Annotated in this window: 16 protein-coding genes; 8 read left to right on the top strand and 8 right to left on the bottom strand. The window is 72.6% G+C overall.

Translation table 11 applies throughout. The annotated features are described in order from the left end of the window. Window positions 1-96 precede the first annotated feature (96 nt). Window positions 97-1,419: a ribonuclease D gene (locus ABGB21_RS35215; protein WP_347652000.1), complete on the bottom strand. Its 1,323-nt coding sequence runs from the start codon at window positions 1,417-1,419 to the stop codon at window positions 97-99. Between the two features lie 205 nt (window positions 1,420-1,624). Continuing rightward, complete coding sequence (locus ABGB21_RS35210) at window positions 1,625-2,197, bottom strand: DUF3000 domain-containing protein (protein ID WP_347651999.1); 573 nt, start codon at window positions 2,195-2,197, stop codon at window positions 1,625-1,627. A 188-nt stretch (window positions 2,198-2,385) separates the two neighbouring features. Here ABGB21_RS35210 and hemE point away from each other — a divergent pair, with 188 nt between their 5' ends. From hemE to hemQ, 3 genes are read left to right on the top strand one after another with little or no spacing between them, the layout of a single operon-like run. After that, window positions 2,386-3,468 carry a uroporphyrinogen decarboxylase gene (gene hemE / locus ABGB21_RS35205; RefSeq protein ID WP_347651998.1) on the top strand — a complete coding sequence of 361 codons (1,083 nt, stop codon included), beginning with the start codon at window positions 2,386-2,388 and terminating at the stop codon, window positions 3,466-3,468. A gap of 23 nt (window positions 3,469-3,491) precedes the next feature. After that, window positions 3,492-4,946, top strand: coding sequence for a protoporphyrinogen oxidase (hemG, locus tag ABGB21_RS35200; protein ID WP_347681489.1), 1,455 nt, complete (start codon window positions 3,492-3,494; stop codon window positions 4,944-4,946). After that, window positions 4,943-5,659: a hydrogen peroxide-dependent heme synthase gene (gene hemQ / locus ABGB21_RS35195; protein WP_347651996.1), complete on the top strand. Its 717-nt coding sequence runs from the start codon at window positions 4,943-4,945 to the stop codon at window positions 5,657-5,659. The genes hemG and hemQ overlap by 4 nt, the downstream gene beginning before the upstream one ends. A 5-nt stretch (window positions 5,660-5,664) precedes the next feature. On the opposite strand, the gene ABGB21_RS35190 is transcribed toward hemQ, so the two are convergent. The 3 genes from ABGB21_RS35190 to msrB are packed head-to-tail and all read right to left on the bottom strand — an operon-like array spanning window position 5,665 to window position 6,918. Continuing rightward, window positions 5,665-6,159, bottom strand: coding sequence for a GNAT family N-acetyltransferase (locus ABGB21_RS35190; protein WP_347651995.1), 495 nt, complete (start codon window positions 6,157-6,159; stop codon window positions 5,665-5,667). A 29-nt stretch (window positions 6,160-6,188) separates the two neighbouring features. Beyond that, window positions 6,189-6,449, bottom strand: a complete 261-nt coding sequence (locus tag ABGB21_RS35185; protein WP_347651994.1) for a Prokaryotic metallothionein — start codon at window positions 6,447-6,449, stop codon at window positions 6,189-6,191. Window positions 6,450-6,483: 34 nt separating this feature from the next. Further along, window positions 6,484-6,918: a peptide-methionine (R)-S-oxide reductase MsrB gene (gene msrB, locus ABGB21_RS35180; RefSeq protein WP_347651993.1), complete on the bottom strand. Its 435-nt coding sequence runs from the start codon at window positions 6,916-6,918 to the stop codon at window positions 6,484-6,486. A 187-nt stretch (window positions 6,919-7,105) separates the two neighbouring features. On the opposite strand from msrB, the gene ABGB21_RS35175 reads away from it, so the two are divergent. After that, window positions 7,106-7,585 (top strand): hypothetical protein, encoded by a 480-nt coding sequence (locus tag ABGB21_RS35175; protein ID WP_347651992.1) that lies wholly within the window; start codon window positions 7,106-7,108, stop codon window positions 7,583-7,585. A 78-nt stretch (window positions 7,586-7,663) separates the two neighbouring features. After that, a complete protein-coding gene (gene ligD, locus ABGB21_RS35170) occupies window positions 7,664-8,701 on the top strand; it encodes a non-homologous end-joining DNA ligase (protein WP_347651991.1) in 1,038 nt (345 codons plus the stop codon). Window positions 8,702-8,763: 62 nt separating this feature from the next. Here the strand turns inward: ligD and ABGB21_RS35165 are convergent, their stop codons facing one another. Then, entirely contained in the window at window positions 8,764-9,285 is a 522-nt protein-coding gene (locus ABGB21_RS35165; protein WP_347651990.1) for a GNAT family N-acetyltransferase, read from the bottom strand. A gap of 166 nt (window positions 9,286-9,451) precedes the next feature. Here ABGB21_RS35165 and ABGB21_RS35160 point away from each other — a divergent pair, with 166 nt between their 5' ends. Then, on the top strand, window positions 9,452-10,084 hold the full coding sequence (locus tag ABGB21_RS35160) for a hypothetical protein (RefSeq protein ID WP_347651989.1): 633 nt from the start codon (window positions 9,452-9,454) through the stop codon (window positions 10,082-10,084). 366 nt (window positions 10,085-10,450) lie between these two features. Continuing rightward, window positions 10,451-12,184 carry a cellulose-binding domain-containing protein gene (locus ABGB21_RS35155; protein WP_347681487.1) on the top strand — a complete coding sequence of 578 codons (1,734 nt, stop codon included), beginning with the start codon at window positions 10,451-10,453 and terminating at the stop codon, window positions 12,182-12,184. Between the two features lie 128 nt (window positions 12,185-12,312). Here the strand turns inward: ABGB21_RS35155 and ABGB21_RS35150 are convergent, their stop codons facing one another. Together ABGB21_RS35150 and ABGB21_RS35145 are read right to left on the bottom strand one after the other, a co-directional pair. Then, the gene (locus ABGB21_RS35150) at window positions 12,313-13,854 is read right to left on the bottom strand and encodes an alpha/beta hydrolase (RefSeq protein WP_347681495.1); all 1,542 of its coding nucleotides are present in this window, start codon (window positions 13,852-13,854) and stop codon (window positions 12,313-12,315) included. A gap of 254 nt (window positions 13,855-14,108) precedes the next feature. Then, complete coding sequence (locus tag ABGB21_RS35145; protein ID WP_347681485.1) at window positions 14,109-15,206, bottom strand: ATP-dependent DNA ligase; 1,098 nt, start codon at window positions 15,204-15,206, stop codon at window positions 14,109-14,111. 131 nt (window positions 15,207-15,337) lie between these two features. Between ABGB21_RS35145 and ABGB21_RS35140 the strand changes: the two genes are divergently transcribed. Beyond that, the gene (locus tag ABGB21_RS35140; protein WP_347681483.1) at window positions 15,338-15,553 is read left to right on the top strand and encodes a hypothetical protein; all 216 of its coding nucleotides are present in this window, start codon (window positions 15,338-15,340) and stop codon (window positions 15,551-15,553) included. Window positions 15,554-15,641 lie beyond the last annotated feature (88 nt).

The raw sequence follows: 15,641 nt of genomic DNA, 5'->3' as shown, positions 1-15,641 counted from the left end.
CCGACGGCATCCGGCACTCGCTGGCCTGGGCCCGCAAGCGCACCGAGGTCCTCGGCCCGGACCCGACCGCGTAGGTGCGGGTACGTCCCACCCTGGTCAGGCCGGCGGGCCGACCAGCGCCACCGCGAGCTCGTCGGCGATCAGACCCACCTGCCAGCTCCGGGCGCCGTAGCCGCGCAGCGTCTCGGCGACCGTCTCCGGAGTGATCTCCTCCGGCGGGATCCAGGCCAGCCGGCGTACCGAGTCCGGGGTGATCAGGTTCTCCGGTGGCAGGGTGTGCGCCGTGGCGATCCGGGTCACCACCTCCCGACAGCGGGCCAGCCGGGCCGCCGCCACCGGATCCCGTTCCGCCCACCGGTGCGGCGGCGGCGGACCGTCGACGGTCGGGGCGACCGGCAACGCGTCGTCGGGGAGTTGCCGCGCCTCGGCGAGCGCCTCCAGCCAGATCCGGGCGAGCCGGCGTACCGAACGGCCACCGAAGCCGGGCAGCATCAGCAGGGTCCGTTCGTCCTTGGGATCCATCTCGGCCGCCGCGATGATCGCCGCGTCGGGCAGCACCCGACCGGGAGCCGAGTCACGGCGGGCCGCGATCTCGTCCCGGGCGTACCAGATGGCCCGGACCCGGGCCTGCGCCCGCGCCCCCCGGACCCGGTGGATCCCCGAGGTACGCCGCCACGGGTCAGGGCGCTGCCGCGCCGGCTGGGCGCCCCAGGCGACCAGGGCGGCGAACTCCTCGGCCGCCCACTTCTCCTTGCCCTGCCGCTCCAACTCCAGCGCCAGGGCGTCCCGCAGTTCGGTGAGCATCTCGACGTCGAGCGCGGCGTAGGTCAGCCAGGACTCCGGTAGCGGCCGGCTGGACCAGTCGGCGGCGGAATGGTGTTTCTCCAGGGTGAAGCCGAGCAGCTGTTCGGTCAGAGCGGCCAGGCCGACCCGCTCGAACCCGGCCAGCCGGGCGGCCAGTTCGGTGTCGAAGAGCCGCCGTGGCCGCAGGCCCAGGTCGGCCAGGCAGGCGAGATCCTGGCTGGCGGCGTGCAGCACCCACTCGGTGTCGGCGATCGCCTCGTCGAGGGTGCTCAGGTCGCCCAGCGGCAGCGGGTCGATCAACACCGTGCCGGCACCGGCCCGGCGTAGCTGCACCAGGTAGGCGCGTTGGCTGTAGCGGTATCCGGACGCGCGTTCGGCATCCACCGCGACCGGGCCGGTGCCGGTCGCGAAGCGGCCCACCACCTCGGCCAGGCCGGCGGAGGTCTCGACGGGGGCAGGGGTGCCGTCGCGGGGTGTGAGCAGCGGTACGGGCCCGCCGGGCGTTGGGTCGGGCCCCACTGTCTCGGGCACCGGCGCGGGCGCCGGCAGGCTGTGCGGCTCGTCCCCTGCTCGGCGTTGCGCGGCCCGACGGCGCAGGGGTGGTTCGTCGGTCACCTGACAACCCTAGTCTTCGCCCGGATCACCCGGACGCAGCCGGTCCGGCGTTTCGGGCCCACTGCGGCTCGTGGTGCCGGTGAAGCGATTGGGACGGCCGTCCGGCGGGTGACGGTGCCGACACCGGACCGGCCCGGGATCGGGTGGCGGCGCCGGTGGGCCGGGGTCGGGTGGCGGCGCCGGTGGGGCGTGGCGGTGGATCCGGTCAGGCCGCGCCGGCCGGCCGGGAGTGCGGCAACACCGTGACACCCGGCGGCGGGAGCCCGGCGGTGGAGGCCAGCAGGGTGCACCAGGCGAGCAGGTGTGGCCGCAGATTGTCGTCGGTCGGGCTCCAGGAGGCGCGGATCTCGACGTCCCCGGCGGCCGGCGGGCCGGCCAGATCGCCGAACCGGGTGGACATGGTCTGGGTCACCGTGCCGCCGATCGCCCGGTATCCGGCCTCCCGCGCCTCCAGCGCGTCGGTCAGCCAGGTCCAGCCGACCCCGGGAAGCAGCGGGTCGGCGGCCAGGTCGATCTCCAGTTCGGCGGTGACGTAGGTGACCAGCCGCAGGGTCCCCTCCCACGCCTCGTGGCCGGCCGGGTCGTACAGCAGGATCAGCCGCCCGGTCGCCACCTCGTCGCCGTCGCGGTGCACGGTGGCGCTGAGCGCGAAGGCGTACGGGGCGAGCCGCTGCGGAGCGCCGACCTCCTCGAGGACGATCTCCTCGCGCGGCACCGCCGAGCGCAACCCCGCCACCGCACGGGCGAAGGTCTCGGGCTGCACGATCGGGGGGGCCATATCCGCAGCCTAAGCCGATCGTCGGCGCGGTGGGGGAGCGCCGCGCCGTAGCCGGGCCCGTGGCGGTGCCGGTGGTGGGGGCGGAGAGAGGGCGGCCGGACGCCGGGGTCCCGCCCGATCAGCCGCCCACGCCACAAAACCCGGCGCTGCGCGACGCCCCTCCCGACCCGCGTGGCACGATTGCGCCGATGAGCGCCACGAGTACGGGCAATGCCGCCCGAGACGACAAACCGGCCGTACCCGGGCCGGGTGATTCCCCGTTCGTTCGGGCCTGCCGCCGGCAGCCGGTGCCGCACACCCCGGTCTGGTTCATGCGGCAGGCGGGCCGATCGCTGCCGGAGTACCGGAAGGTACGCGAGGGCATCGGCATGCTCGAGTCCTGCCGACGGCCGGACCTGGTCGCCGAGATCACCCTGCAGCCGGTCCGCCGGCACGGCGTCGACGCGGCGATCCTGTTCAGCGACATCGTCGTACCGGTGGCGGCGGCCGGGGTGGACCTGGACATCGTGTCGGGCACCGGGCCGGTGGTGGCCGAGCCGGTGCGGACCCTCGACGACGTGGCGCGGATCCGCCCGATCGACCCCACCGACGTCTCCTTTGTGGACGAAGCGGTACGGCTGCTCGTCGCGGAACTCGGCGACACCCCGCTGATCGGCTTCGCCGGTGCGCCGTTCACCCTGGCCAGCTACCTCGTCGAGGGTGGGCCGTCGCGCAACCACGTACGCACCAAGGCGTTGATGCACGGCGCGCCCGACGTCTGGCACGCACTGCTGGCCCGGCTCGTCGACATCACCCTCGCCTTCCTCCGGGTGCAGATCGGCGCCGGCGTCTCCGCGGTGCAGCTCTTCGACTCCTGGGCCGGCGCGCTCTCCGAGGCCGACTACCGCCGCTTCGTGCTGCCACACTCGGCGGCGGTGCTGAACGGGCTCGCCGACGCGGGCGTACCACGGATCCACTTCGGGGTCGGCACCGCCGAACTGCTCACCGCGATGGGCGAGGCCGGGGCGGACGTGGTCGGGGTCGACTGGCGTACCCCGCTGGACGCGGCGACGGTGCGGATCGGGCAGGACAAGGCGGTGCAGGGCAACCTCGACCCGGCGGTGCTGTTCGCGCCGTGGCCGGTCGTCGAGGCCGAGGTGCGCCGGGTCCTCGCCGAGGGAACGGTCACCCCGGGGCACGTGTTCAACCTCGGTCACGGGGTACTTCCGGAAACCGATCCCGACGTACTGACCCGGGTCGTCGCCCTGGTCCACGAGGCGTCCGCGGGCTGACGCAGGCTGAGTGAGGTGACGGCGTGAGTGAGCGCGTGGGACGCGACGGCGCGCGGATCGCGGTGGTCGGCGGCGGGATCGCCGGGCTGGCCGCCGCCGTACGGCTGCGCGACCGGCTCCCCGCCGACACCCGGATCACCGTGTACGAGCAGTCGGGCACGCTCGGCGGCAAACTGCGTACCGGGTCACTCGCCGGCTCGACGGTCGAGTTCGGCGCCGAGGCGTTCCTGGTCCGCGATCCGGCCGGTGGTGACTCCGCCGCGGTCGCCCTGGCCCGCCGGGTCGGACTCGGTGACGCGCTGGTGCACCCGGCCACCGGGCGGGCGGCACTGGCGATCGGCGGCGAACTGCGCCCGATACCGCCGGGCACCCTGGTGGGCGTACCCGGGGATCTGGCGGCGGTGACCACGGTGGCCCGGCCGGAGGCGGAGCGGGACCACGACGGCGGTCGGCCGCTGCTCGGCCCGGACGAGGACGTGACGGTCGGGGACCTGGTCCGGCGGCGGCTCGGCGCCGAGGTGGTGGACCGGCTGGTCGACCCGATGCTCGGTGGGGTCTACGCCGGTCGGGCCGACGAACTGTCGCTGGCCGCCACCATGCCGGCGCTGGCCCGGGCGGCCCGCAACGAGTCGACGCTGCGTGGCGCGGTCCGGGCGGCCCAGGCGGCGACGCCCCGGTCGCCGGGCGCGCCGGTCTTCGCCACCGTCACCGGCGGGGTGAGCCGCCTGGTGGCCGCCGCCGCCGAGGCGAGCGGCGCCGAGATCCGGCTGAACGCGGCGGTCCGGGAGCTGATCCCGGTGCCGGGCGGCTGGCGGCTGGTCGTCGGACCGACCCGGGACCCGGAACTGGTCGAGGTCGACGCGGTGGTGCTGGCGCTGCCGGCCCGTCCGGCGGCCCGACTGCTGGCCGGGGTCGACGTCGCGGTCGGTGCCCTGGTCGGCCGGCTCGACTACGCCAGCGTGGCGCTGGTCAGCCTGGCCCTGCCGGCGACGGCCGCCGACCTGCTGCCGACCGGTCTCTCCGGGTTCCTGGTGCCGCCGGGGGAGGGGACCCTGGTCAAGGCGGCGACCTTCTTCACCACCAAGTGGGCGCACCTGCGGCGGGCCGACGGCACGGTGCTGGTCCGCGCCTCGGTCGGCCGGTACGGCGAGGAGCACCTGCTGCAGTGTTCCGACGACGAACTCGTCTCGACCGTGCACCGGGAACTGGGCGCGCTGGTGGTCGGCGCCGCCGGGGACGGGGCGCGGCTGCCCGTACCGGTCGCCAGTCACGTGCAGCGCTGGGGCGGCGCCCTGCCGCAGTACACCCCCGGCCATCTGGACCGGGTCGCCGCGGCCCGGGCGGCGCTGCGGGAGGCGTACCCGAGCCTGGCGCTGGCCGGTGCCGGCTACGACGGGGTCGGGATCCCGATCTGCGTACGGTCGGGTGAGACGGCGGCGGAGGAGATCATCAAGGTGTGGGGAGCATCGAGAGCATGAGTGCGGAACAGTCGTCGGAGCAGAGCAACGCGGCCCGGCTGCGGGAGCTGAACGCGAGCATCCGGTACACCATGTGGTCGGTGTTCCGGGCCACCGGCCCGCTGCCGGAGGCCCGGGATGGTGTCGCGGCCGAGGTCGGGTCGCTGGTCGACGAGTTGGCCGGCAAGGACGTGGTGGTCCGGGGCAGCTACGACGTCTCCGGGCTGCGCGCCGACGCGGACCTGATGATCTGGTGGCACTCGTCGTCCAGCGACGCCCTCCAGGAGGCGTACGGGCGGCTGCGCCGCACCGCGCTCGGCCGGCACCTGGCCCCGGTCTGGTCGCAGATGGCGTTGCACCGGCCGGCCGAGTTCAACAAGAGTCACATCCCGGCGTTCCTCGCCGGTGAGCCGGCCCGCGACTACATCTGCGTCTACCCGTTCGTCCGCTCGTACGAGTGGTATCTGCTGCCCGACGCCGAGCGCCGGGAGATGCTGGCCGAGCACGGCAGGATGGCGCGCGGCTACCCGGACGTCCGGGCCAACACGGTCGCCTCGTTCGCGCTCGGCGACTACGAGTGGATGCTTGCCTTCGAGGCCGACGAACTGCACCGGATCGTGGACCTGATGCGTGACCTGCGGGCCTCCCGGGCCCGCCGGCACGTCCGCGAGGAGGTGCCGTTCTACACCGGCCGCCGGCGCAGCATCGGCGAACTGGTCAACACCCTGCCCTGAGGGGCTCAGGTCAGTTCGCGGCGCATCGGCACGTGTGGGATGCCGTCCTCGACGTACTCGGGGCCGCTGGGGGCGAAGCCGAAGCGGGCGTAGAAGTCGACCAGGTGGGCCTGCGCGTCCAGGACGCAGGGCCGGGCCCCGACCAGGGTCAACGCCTCGGTCATCAGACGTCCGGCGAGACCCTCGCCACGGGCCTGCGGGGCGACCACCACCCGGCCGATCCGGGCCACGGCGCCGGTTTCCCCGGCCGGCCCCGGGTCGGCGAGCAGACGCAGGTAGGCCAGCGGCACCCCGTCCCGGGCGAACCACAGGTGTCGGGTGCCCGGCTCGACGTCCCGACCGTCCAGTTCCGGATAGGCGCACTCCTGCTCGACGACGAAGACGTCCACCCGCAGCCGTACCAGGTCGTGCAGGGCGCGGGTGGAGAGGTCGGCGAAGGAGGCGATCCGGAGGTCGAGGTCGCCGGCGGCGGAGGGCGTACGGGTCTGTGGGGCGGACATGCCGGAATGGTAGGCGGCGCCGGTTCGGCTCAGGCCGGCCGGGCTCCCACCGCGTCCCGGATCTCCGCCCCGCGTTCGCCCTCGACCACCCGGGCGCAGTGGGCGCAGCAGAAGAAGCGTCCGGAGACCTCGACCCCGTGGCCGAGGATCCGGACGCCGCAGTGTTCGCAGACCGGGGCGAGCTTGTGGGCGGCGCACTCGAACGAGTCGAAGGTGTGCACGTCGCCGCTGACCGTACGGATCTCGAACGCCATCCAGTAGTCGTTGCCGCAGACCTCGCAGGACGCCATGACAAATCCCCCGTTTCGGATATTTGTCGCGATCCTACGTGGTTGACGGGTCCAGGCGCATCGAGATCGAGTTGATGCAGTAGCGGGCGTTCGTCGGCGTGTAGCCCTCACCGTCGAACCGGTGCCCCAGGTGCGAGTCGCACCGGGCGCAGCGCACCTCGACCCGGACCATGCCGTGCGAGCGGTCCTCCAGGTAACGGATCGCGCCCGGCAGCGCCTGGTCGAAACTCGGCCAGCCGCAGTGCGAGTCGAACTTCGTGTCGCTGGAGAAGAGTTCCGCACCACAGGCCCGGCAGTGGTACGTGCCCGCCGTCCTGGTGTCCACGTACTCGCCGGTCCACGGACGCTCCGTACCGGCCTGGCGCAGCACCCGGAACTCCTCCGGGCTGAGCCGTACCCGCCACTCCTCCTCGCTCGTGGGCAGCCCGGTGTCCTGGTCGAGGGGAGGATTCCTGTCGTCGGCAGCCATGCCTCCACGGTACGGCGGCGATCTTCCCCCTGGTACCCGGTCCGGGTGATTCTGATCTCGGCCGTCGGTGATCATCAGCCGCCGATCTCGACCGTCGGCAATCACCGGCCGCCCGGCGGGTCGTTGACCAGACATGCGGGCGGCCCTCCGGCCGGGTGGGATCAGGCGCGGCCGGCACCAACGACCGGTGCTGGCCGAGTACCGGCTGACCTGGCGACAGTCGCTGGTGCACGGGCTGCGCGCGGGCGGCGTCGGCAGCGCGGCGCTGCTCGTGGTGGCCACCGTCGCGCCCGTCGGGCGGGACCTGCCGGACGTGGTCTGGGTCGTGGTCCTGGCCCCGCTCCCGGCCGGTCTGCTCTGCGGCGTGGTGCTGCGTGCCTGGGCCGGCACGACCCTGGACGGGGCCGGGGTGCGGACCCGGGGCTACGGTCCGGGCCGTGTCGCCCCCTGGCGACTCGTGGTCGACGTCCGGGCGGAGCGGCGCCGGGGGCGTACCCTCGTCGCGGTCTATCTCTCCGACGGCGCGGTGTTGCGGCTGCGCGTGCCGTACGACGGCGGCCCGCTCGACCGCGACCCGCGATTCGAGCGGAAGCTCGTCATGATCGCGCAACTCTGGGAGGAGCACCGGTACGGCTGCACCTCCGCCGGGACCGGTCCCCGGTCGTGAGCTCCGGCGTTGCCGACCCGCGGCGCCGCGTCACCGCGTCGGGCCGTCGACGTCACACCGGTGGTCTAGGGTCGGCCCATGGCTGGTGGTGGCGCCGGGAAGGCGAAGCCCGTCGAGGTCGAGGTGGCCGGGCACACGGTACGACTGAGCAGCCCCGACCGGGTCTACTTCCCGCGCCGGGGGTTCACCAAGAAGGACATGTTCGACTACTACCTGGCGGTCGGTGACGGCATCATGCGGGCGCTGGGCAACCGGCCGACCGCGCTGCAGCGCTTCCCGGAGGGCATCGAGGGGGAGATGTTCTACCAGAAGCGGGTGCCGGCCCGGGGCGTACCGCCGTGGATCCGGACCGCCCGGATCCAGTTCCCGAGCGGTCGGAGCGCCGACGAACTCTGCCCGGCCGACCTCGCACACGTCGCCTGGGCCGCCCAGATGGGGACCGTGGTCTTCCACCCGTGGCCGGTGCGGGGCGACGACGTCGACCGTCCCGACGAGCTGCGTATCGACCTCGACCCGCAGCCGGGCACCGACTTCACCGACGCGGTGGAGGCGGCCGGTGAGGTGCGGGCGCTGCTGGCCGAGCTCGGCGCGGTCGGCTGGCCGAAGACCTCCGGCGGCCGGGGCGTGCACATCTACCTGCGGATCCCGCCCCGGTGGACGTTCACCGAGGTACGCCGCGCGGTGATCGCCTTCGCCCGGGAGATCGAACGACGCCGTCCCGATCTGGTCACCACCTCCTGGTGGAAGGAGGAACGCGGCGAGAAGGTGTTCCTGGACTACAACCAGATGGCCCGGGACCGGACCATCGCCTGTGCCTACTCGCTGCGGGCCAATGCCCGGGCCACCGTCTCCACCCCGGTCACCTGGGACGAGTTGCCGGACGTCGAGCCCGACGACTTCGACCTGCGGACGGTGCCGGAACGGCTCGCGAAGATCGGTGACCCGCACGCCGGGATCGACGACGGTCCGTGGGACATCACCCCGTTGCTGGAGTGGGCCGACCGCGACGAACGGGACGGTGCCGGCGGCGACCTGCCGTACCCACCCGACCATCCGAAGATGCCCGGCGAACCGAAGCGGGTGCAGCCCTCCAAGGACCGCGACCGCACGTCGTGAGTCGACCGGTGCCGCGGCGTTGAGGCCGGGTGGTCCGGTCCGGCTGCTACCGACAGAGATGCTCAGGCGGTGGCGGCGGAGTCCCCGGTGTGGACGGGGCGGCTGTCCCCGTTCCTCGGCAGGGTCAGTTTCATTCCTTCGTGGCTGGCCTCGAAACCGAGTGACGAGTAGAACCGGTGCGCCTCCGTACGCCGCTTGTCGGTGGTCAACTGGACCAGCCCGCAGCCGCGTTCCCGGGCCTGGTCCACCGCCCAGACCATCATCCGTCGGCCGATGCCGTTCCCGCGCAGGTCGGCGCGGACCCGTACCGCCTCGATCTGCAGGCGCTCGGCGCCCCGCCGGCTCAGCGAGGGGATGAAGGTGAGCTGCATGGTGCCGACCGGCTCACCGTCCTGTTCCACGACGACCAGCTCGTTGCGCGGATCGGCGTCGACCGCCTCGAAACCGGCCCAGTAGGCGGCGTCGATCTCCTCGCTGACCGGATGGCCGGGGTCCCGGGCGGCGCTCACCTCGTCGTCGAGCAGCATCGACACGATTGCCGGTACGTCCGGGCGGCCTGCGGTACGGAAGATCAGCTCTGCCATGGGGGACAGCCTGGCACACCGTGCGGCGGAGCATCCGACCATGGTCCCCCCATGATCACATTGCGATCGTCTTGCAACCGGCCGGGAAGCTGGTTACATTTCAGTCGCATTGTAAAACTCGGGTGGCTCGGCGTACTGGTTCCGGGCCGGAAGTGAGGCGACGTCGGTGGAACGTACATCCCTGGTTCGACGGGCCGTCGCCTACGAGTCGGCGATGTGGGGCAGCCTCTTCCGCTGGCTGCTGCGCCGCCCGGTCGCGTACCCGCCCGGCGCGGTGACGTTCGGCTACCTCGGGGTGGTGCGGCCGATCCTCGTCATGTTCATCGTGCTCTCCGCGGTGGAGATCCCGATCTTCGACCTGATCGTCAGTCGGCTCGTGCCGTGGTCGCCGGCCCGCTACCTCGTCCTGGTGCTGGGCATCTACGGGCTGATCTGGATGTTCGGGCTGTACGCCATACTCAAACTCCACCCGCACGTCCTCGACCGCCACGGGATCCGGGTGCGCAACGGCGTCAGTCTGGACCTGACGATCCCGTGGGACGCCGTCACGGCCGTGCACAAGCGGTACCGGTCGCTGCCCTCCGGTAAGGCCGTCCAGGTCGAACACGACGACGGTGGCCCGATCGTCCACCTCGGGGTGGGTAGTCAGACCAGTGTGGACGTCGTACTCCGGGACCCGCTCCCGCTCGCCCTGCCGAAGGGGGCCGGCGAGCCGACCGCCCGGGTCCGTCTCTACGCCGACGACCCGGACGCGTTTGTCGCCGCCGCCCGGACGTACCTCACCGCGCCGACCGGCTGAGCGGGTCGGCGCGGGTACGTCCGGTCGGGATCCCGGGTCGAATCGCTGTCGTGACGTCCCGTTGCCGGCGGTTCGGGCTGGTCGACGCGGGGTCGGGCGGTGCCGGCCGGGGCGGTGTCGGGTGGTGGGGTCGGGGTTGCCCGGTGTGCGTTGACAGCGTCGAAACGGTCAGTAACATAGATAGAAACATTTCGATGGAAACGCTTCTGTCTCCCCGCCGAAACGGTTCGCACCGGCTCCCGTCGCCCCTGCGGACCGGGCTCGAATCAGAGCAGGTACGCCCGCTCCGTACCTTTTTGGCACGGTCACCGTCCTGAGGGAGCGCATTTCCGTCGACCCGTCCGCCTTCGTTTGGAGGATCAGGAGATGCGCATCCACCGCTATCGGTCCCGGCTGTGGCCAACCGCGACCGTAGCCGCCGTGGTCGCCGCGAGCGGAGCGGCCATCACCGTCGCCGCACCCGCAGCCGCCGCGGCCGGCTGCCGGGTAACCTACTCCGTCGGTTCACAGTGGCAGGGTGGCTTCACCGCCTCGGTGGCCGTCACGAACCTCGGCGACCCGGTCAGCTCCTGGACGTTGACCTGGAGCTACCCGTCCGGTCAGCGGGTCACCCAGGCCTGGAACGCCACCGTGTCGCAGAGCGGCAGTCAGGTCACCGCCCGCAACGCCAGCTACAACGGCAGCCTCGGCACCGCAGCGAGCACCACGTTCGGCTTCAACGGCTCCTGGACCGGCAGCAACACCACACCGACCGAGTTCGCCATGAACGGCACCGCGTGCACCGGCGCGGTCGGTGAGCCGACCACCCCGCCGACCACCCCGCCGACCGGTCAACCGACCGTACCCCCGACGACCCCGCCACCGGGGAACCCGACCTGGGGGACCGCGCTCCCGCCGGCCGGCGCGGCCAAGAGCCGGGCGTACGAACTGATCGCCACCGCCAACGAGAAGGGCTACCTGCCCCGCTCCGGCGAGTGCTCGGTCGAGATCCACGCGCGGTACTGGACGTACGGGCCGGACGGCAAGGTCTACCCGACCTGGCACCCGACCCGCGACCCCAGCGGCTGCAACTTCGGCCACGAGCACGGTGACGACCCCCGACCGTCCGACCTGTACAGCACGGTCGGCTGGCCGGCGTTCGGCTACACCAGCGAGGTGATGCTGGACAACATGGCCGAGCACAGCCACCGGCACGAGGACCACGTCGGGCACAAGGTCCTCACCGTCAACAACGTCAACGTGATCCAGGGCGACAACGGCACCAGCTTCTTCCCGCCGCAGGGCACCACGATCGCCACCTGCGACACCCTGCTCAAGTTCCACCAGGGCACCCACTCGCCGGACGCGTTCAGCAACAACGTCCACGAACTGCTCTTCAACCAGCGCTGCGTCGCGAGCAACGGCGGCCAGGTCACCGAGGCCCGCTACAACGCGATGATCCCGCTCGGCCGGGCCGGCGGGTTCAGCCCCAGCGAGTGCCCGGGCTTCGGCGGCGCGTTCATCAACGTCCAACCCGCGGTGCCGGCGGACTCCCCGTCCGACACCCGGTCGCTGGGCCGGCTGATCACCGAGCCGGGCTGCGTCCAGGCGATCCGCGAGGGTCGCACGCACTACGACCCGCTCTACCCGAACCCGGTGCCGTTCACCGTCTCCGACATGGACGACTTCTGGTTCTCCGACTTCTCGGTGACGGGCTCCGGGCTGAACTTCCGCCTCGCGCCGCTGTTCTACGTGGTCAACCCGTCGCGTTACTACGACCCGAGCAAGCCGAACAACCTGGGCCGGATCGTCGACCTGTGCTACACGAACCTCGCCGGCGGCGACTACTGCAACCAGGCCCGCCAGGCCGGGCAGAACCTCGCCTGGGACGACCCCCGCTCGCCGTTCAAGGGCACCCTCCGGGAGTTCCGGCCGGGCACCTTCCAGGTGCAGAACAGCGGCCCGACCACGGTCTACACCGACGTGTACGGCCGCAACGCCTCCAGCACGCCGTTCGCCGGCTCGATCCGGCAGTACTTCTCCGGCAACCAGTCGTCGACCATGTACGTCCGGGGCGCCACCCGGGACTGGAACGCCACCGGGGTGCACGCCCCCAACTGACCGGTCCACCACGGCGGAGCCAAACCCACGGCGGTTCCGTCAGGGCGGATCAACCACGACGGGCCCGTACCGGAGCTGTCCGGTACGGGCCCGTCCCGGGTCAGGCCACGGGGACCCGGTCGTCGTGCTCAGCGCGCCGGGCAGCGGGTCCCCTCGGCCGGCACCCTGAGGTCGATCAGGTAGGCGTCGACCGCGTCGGTGACGCACCGGGTCTGCGGGTACGCGGTGTGCCCCTCGCCCTCCCAGGTCAGCACCCGCCCCACGCCGAGCATGTCGGCCAGTTTCGCGGTCTGCTCGTACGGGGTGGCCGGGTCCCCGGTGGTGCCGACCACCACGATCGGTGGCGCGCCGACAGCCGCCCCGGTCGGATACGGGTCCCGCTGAGCCGGCCAGAACTCGCAGCTCAGCATCCCGACCGCGAGCGGGGCGCCGAACAGCGGGTACTTCGTGCGCCACTGTGACTGCAGGGCGCGGATCCGGTCCACCCCGGGGCGCGAGTCCTCGTCGGCGCAGTTCACCGCCAGGTTGGCGTCGAAGAGATTGCTGTACCGGCCGTCCGCGTCCCGTTCGGCGTACGCGTCCGCCAACTCGAAGACGCCCTTCGGGTCGCCGCCCCGCAACGAGTCGATCGCGGCGGCGAGCTTCTCCCAGCCGGACTCGGTGTAGAGCGAGGAGATCACCGCGTAGAAGACCCAACCGGCGGTCGCCTCCCGACCGCCCTCGCCACGTACCGGGGAGACCTCGGCCTTGTCGAGCGCCTCGGTCACCGCGCCCCGGGCGTCCGGGGCGATCGGGCAGTCACGCGGTGTCCGCGCGCACCAGTTCGTGAAGTTGTCGAACGCCCGCTCGAATCCCTTGGCCTGGCTCTCCGAGCCGGCGATCAGGTCCTGCCGGGGGTCGACCGCGCCGTCGAGCACCAACGCCCGGACGTTGCGGGGGAAGAGCTGCGCGTACGTCGCCCCGAGCAGGGTGCCGTAGGAGAAACCGAGGTAGCTCAGCTTCTCGTCGCCGACCGCGGTCCGGATCGCGTCCATGTCCCGGGCCGCCTGCTCGGTGGAGAAGAGCCGCAGCCGGTCGCCGTATTTGTCGCCGCAGGTCTGGCCGATCCGGCGGTTCAGCGCGACCAGCCCGTCGAAGCTGGCCTGGCTCTCCGGGTCCGGCCGGTAGCCGAAGGTGCTGTCCAGGTCGGCGTCGGAGATGCACTTGACCGGGGAGGAGCGGGACACTCCCCGGGGGTCGAAGCCGACGATGTCGAACCGTCGGGTCACGTCGTCGGGCAGCCCGCCGAAGGAGGGCCCGAACGACAGGTAGACCGCCGTGTCGATGCCGGAGCCGCCCGGGCCACCCGGGTTGATCAACAGTGAGCCGATCCGGTCCCGTTGCTTCGTGGAACGGATCCGCAGCAGGGCGATCTCCAGACCGCTGCCCTCGCCGTTCGGCGTGGTGCCGGCGGCCGCGTTCCAGTCCCCGGGTACGGCGATCGTGGCGCAGTCGTACCGCATGTTCGCCGCGCCCCGCCCGACGAGCTTGCGCGGGACGTCCGGACAGGGCTTCCAGTCCGGGGCGCCGGGGCCGGCGGTGCCGGCCGCCCGGCCACGCCGGTCGGTGTTGTCGCCCCGGTCGAACCCGGGCAGGGTGCAGCCGGCGGTCAGCAGGACGATCGCGAGCAGGCCGGCGAGCGGAAGCCGACGGGTACCGGCCGGGAAGAACCGGCGAAGGTGCGTGCGGGCCAAGAGAATCCCTCCGTGATCTTCTCCGATCGCCAGGCTACGCGGTCCGGGCGAACGGCGGGGCGTGACCACCGGGCCCGGCAGCCGGGGCGGTGAACCGGGCAGTGGTCGGGCCGCCGCCGGGTTCAGGCATCGCCCGGGGGGTCCGGCGGTGTCCGGTTCGGGGATTGTCCGGGGGTCGCCGCTGTCCGGGGTCAGGTGGTGGCGGTCGGGTCGCCGCGCAGCACCTGGTCGACGTCGAACCGGATCGGACGGTCGAGCTGGTCGTACCCGCAGGAGCGGGGCTGCCGGTCGGGCCGCCAGCGGACGAACTGGGCGGTGTGCCGGAACCGGTCACCCTCCATCGCGTCGTAGCCGACCTCGGCGACCAGCTCCGGCCGCAGCGGCTCCCACTCCAGGCTCTTGGTGCCGGACCACCGGCTCGGCCCGCCCGGGATCCGCTGCCCGCTGGTGTGGTCGCCGTGCACCCACGGGTGCGTGGCGGCGACCTCGTCACCCCGGTACGGCGCCAACTCGTCCAGCAGCTCCTTGCGGCGGGTGGCGGTGAACGACGCCGAGACGCCGACGTGGTGCAGCACCCCTGCCTCGTCGTAGAGCCCCAGCAGCAGCGAGCCGACCACCGGGCCGGACTTGTGCCAGCGGAAGCCGGCGACCACCACGTCGGCGGTCCGGGTGTGCTTGACCTTGAACATGAGCCGCTTGCCCGGCTCGTACGGGATGTCGGCCGGCTTGGCGACCAGCCCGTCCAGCCCGGCCCCCTCGAAGATCTCGAACCAGCGGCGGGCGGTCGCCAGGTCGGTGGTGGTCTGGGTGACGTGCACCGGCGGGACCACCGCGCCGAGTGCCTCGACCAGCCGGGCCCGGCGCCGCTCGTACGGCTCGTCGAGCAGTGCCTCGTCGTCGAGGGCGAGCAGGTCGAAGGCGACGAAGTCGGCCGGGGTGGTCTCGGCCAGCATGTTCACCCGGGAGGCGGCCGGATGGATGCGCTGGCTCAGCAGCTCGAAGTCGAGCCGGGGCTGGCCGTCCGGCCCGTCCCGACGGATCACGACCAGCTCGCCGTCGACCGCGCACCGGGTCGGCAGCTGTGCGCGGGCCTGGGCGACAACCTCGGGAAAGTAGCGGGTCAGGGTCTTGCCGCCCCGGCTGGCCAGCTCCACCTCGTCGCCGTCCCGGAAGACGATGCAGCGGAAGCCGTCCCATTTCGGCTCGTACGTCATGCCGTCGCCGGTCGGCATCTTCGGCACGCTTCTGGCCAGCATCGGCTCGACCGGTGGGTTGATCGGCAGCTTCACCCGGCCAAGTCAACCAGATCGTCGCCGCTGGGTGGGGCGGCTCGGCCGTCCCAGCCGCCCCGGCGGCCCCAGCAGCACCGTACCGACCGGGCGATCTGAACGTTTTCACAGGTCAGAGCTATGTTCGCGGGATGCGGGGTTGGGCGTGTTCCTGCTGCGGACGATGGCGGGTGAGTGTCGAGCGGGTCGGTGGCCGGTACCTGTACCGGTTGGCGTACCGCTACCGCCGGGAGGTCGGCGGGGTGGACGTGGTCGGCGAGGTGGCTGACGTGGTGGGACTGGAGCGACTGCTCGCGGCGCGTACCCCGGTGACCCTGGCCGACCTGCGTGAGTTGCCGGCCGCCTGAGGATCGACCGGTCGGCCCGCCCGCTCCGGGGCCGGCGCGGGGGCGGCTCGCGGGAGGTGCTGTGGTGCGATCGGCCCACCACGTCGGG

Origin of the sequence: Plantactinospora sp. B24E8 (genome assembly GCF_039871735.1) — a bacterium.
In the GTDB taxonomy this organism is placed as follows: domain Bacteria; phylum Actinomycetota; class Actinomycetes; order Mycobacteriales; family Micromonosporaceae; genus Plantactinospora.
Note: the sequence above shows the minus strand (reverse complement) of the source record. Positions and strands in the feature narration are given on the sequence as shown.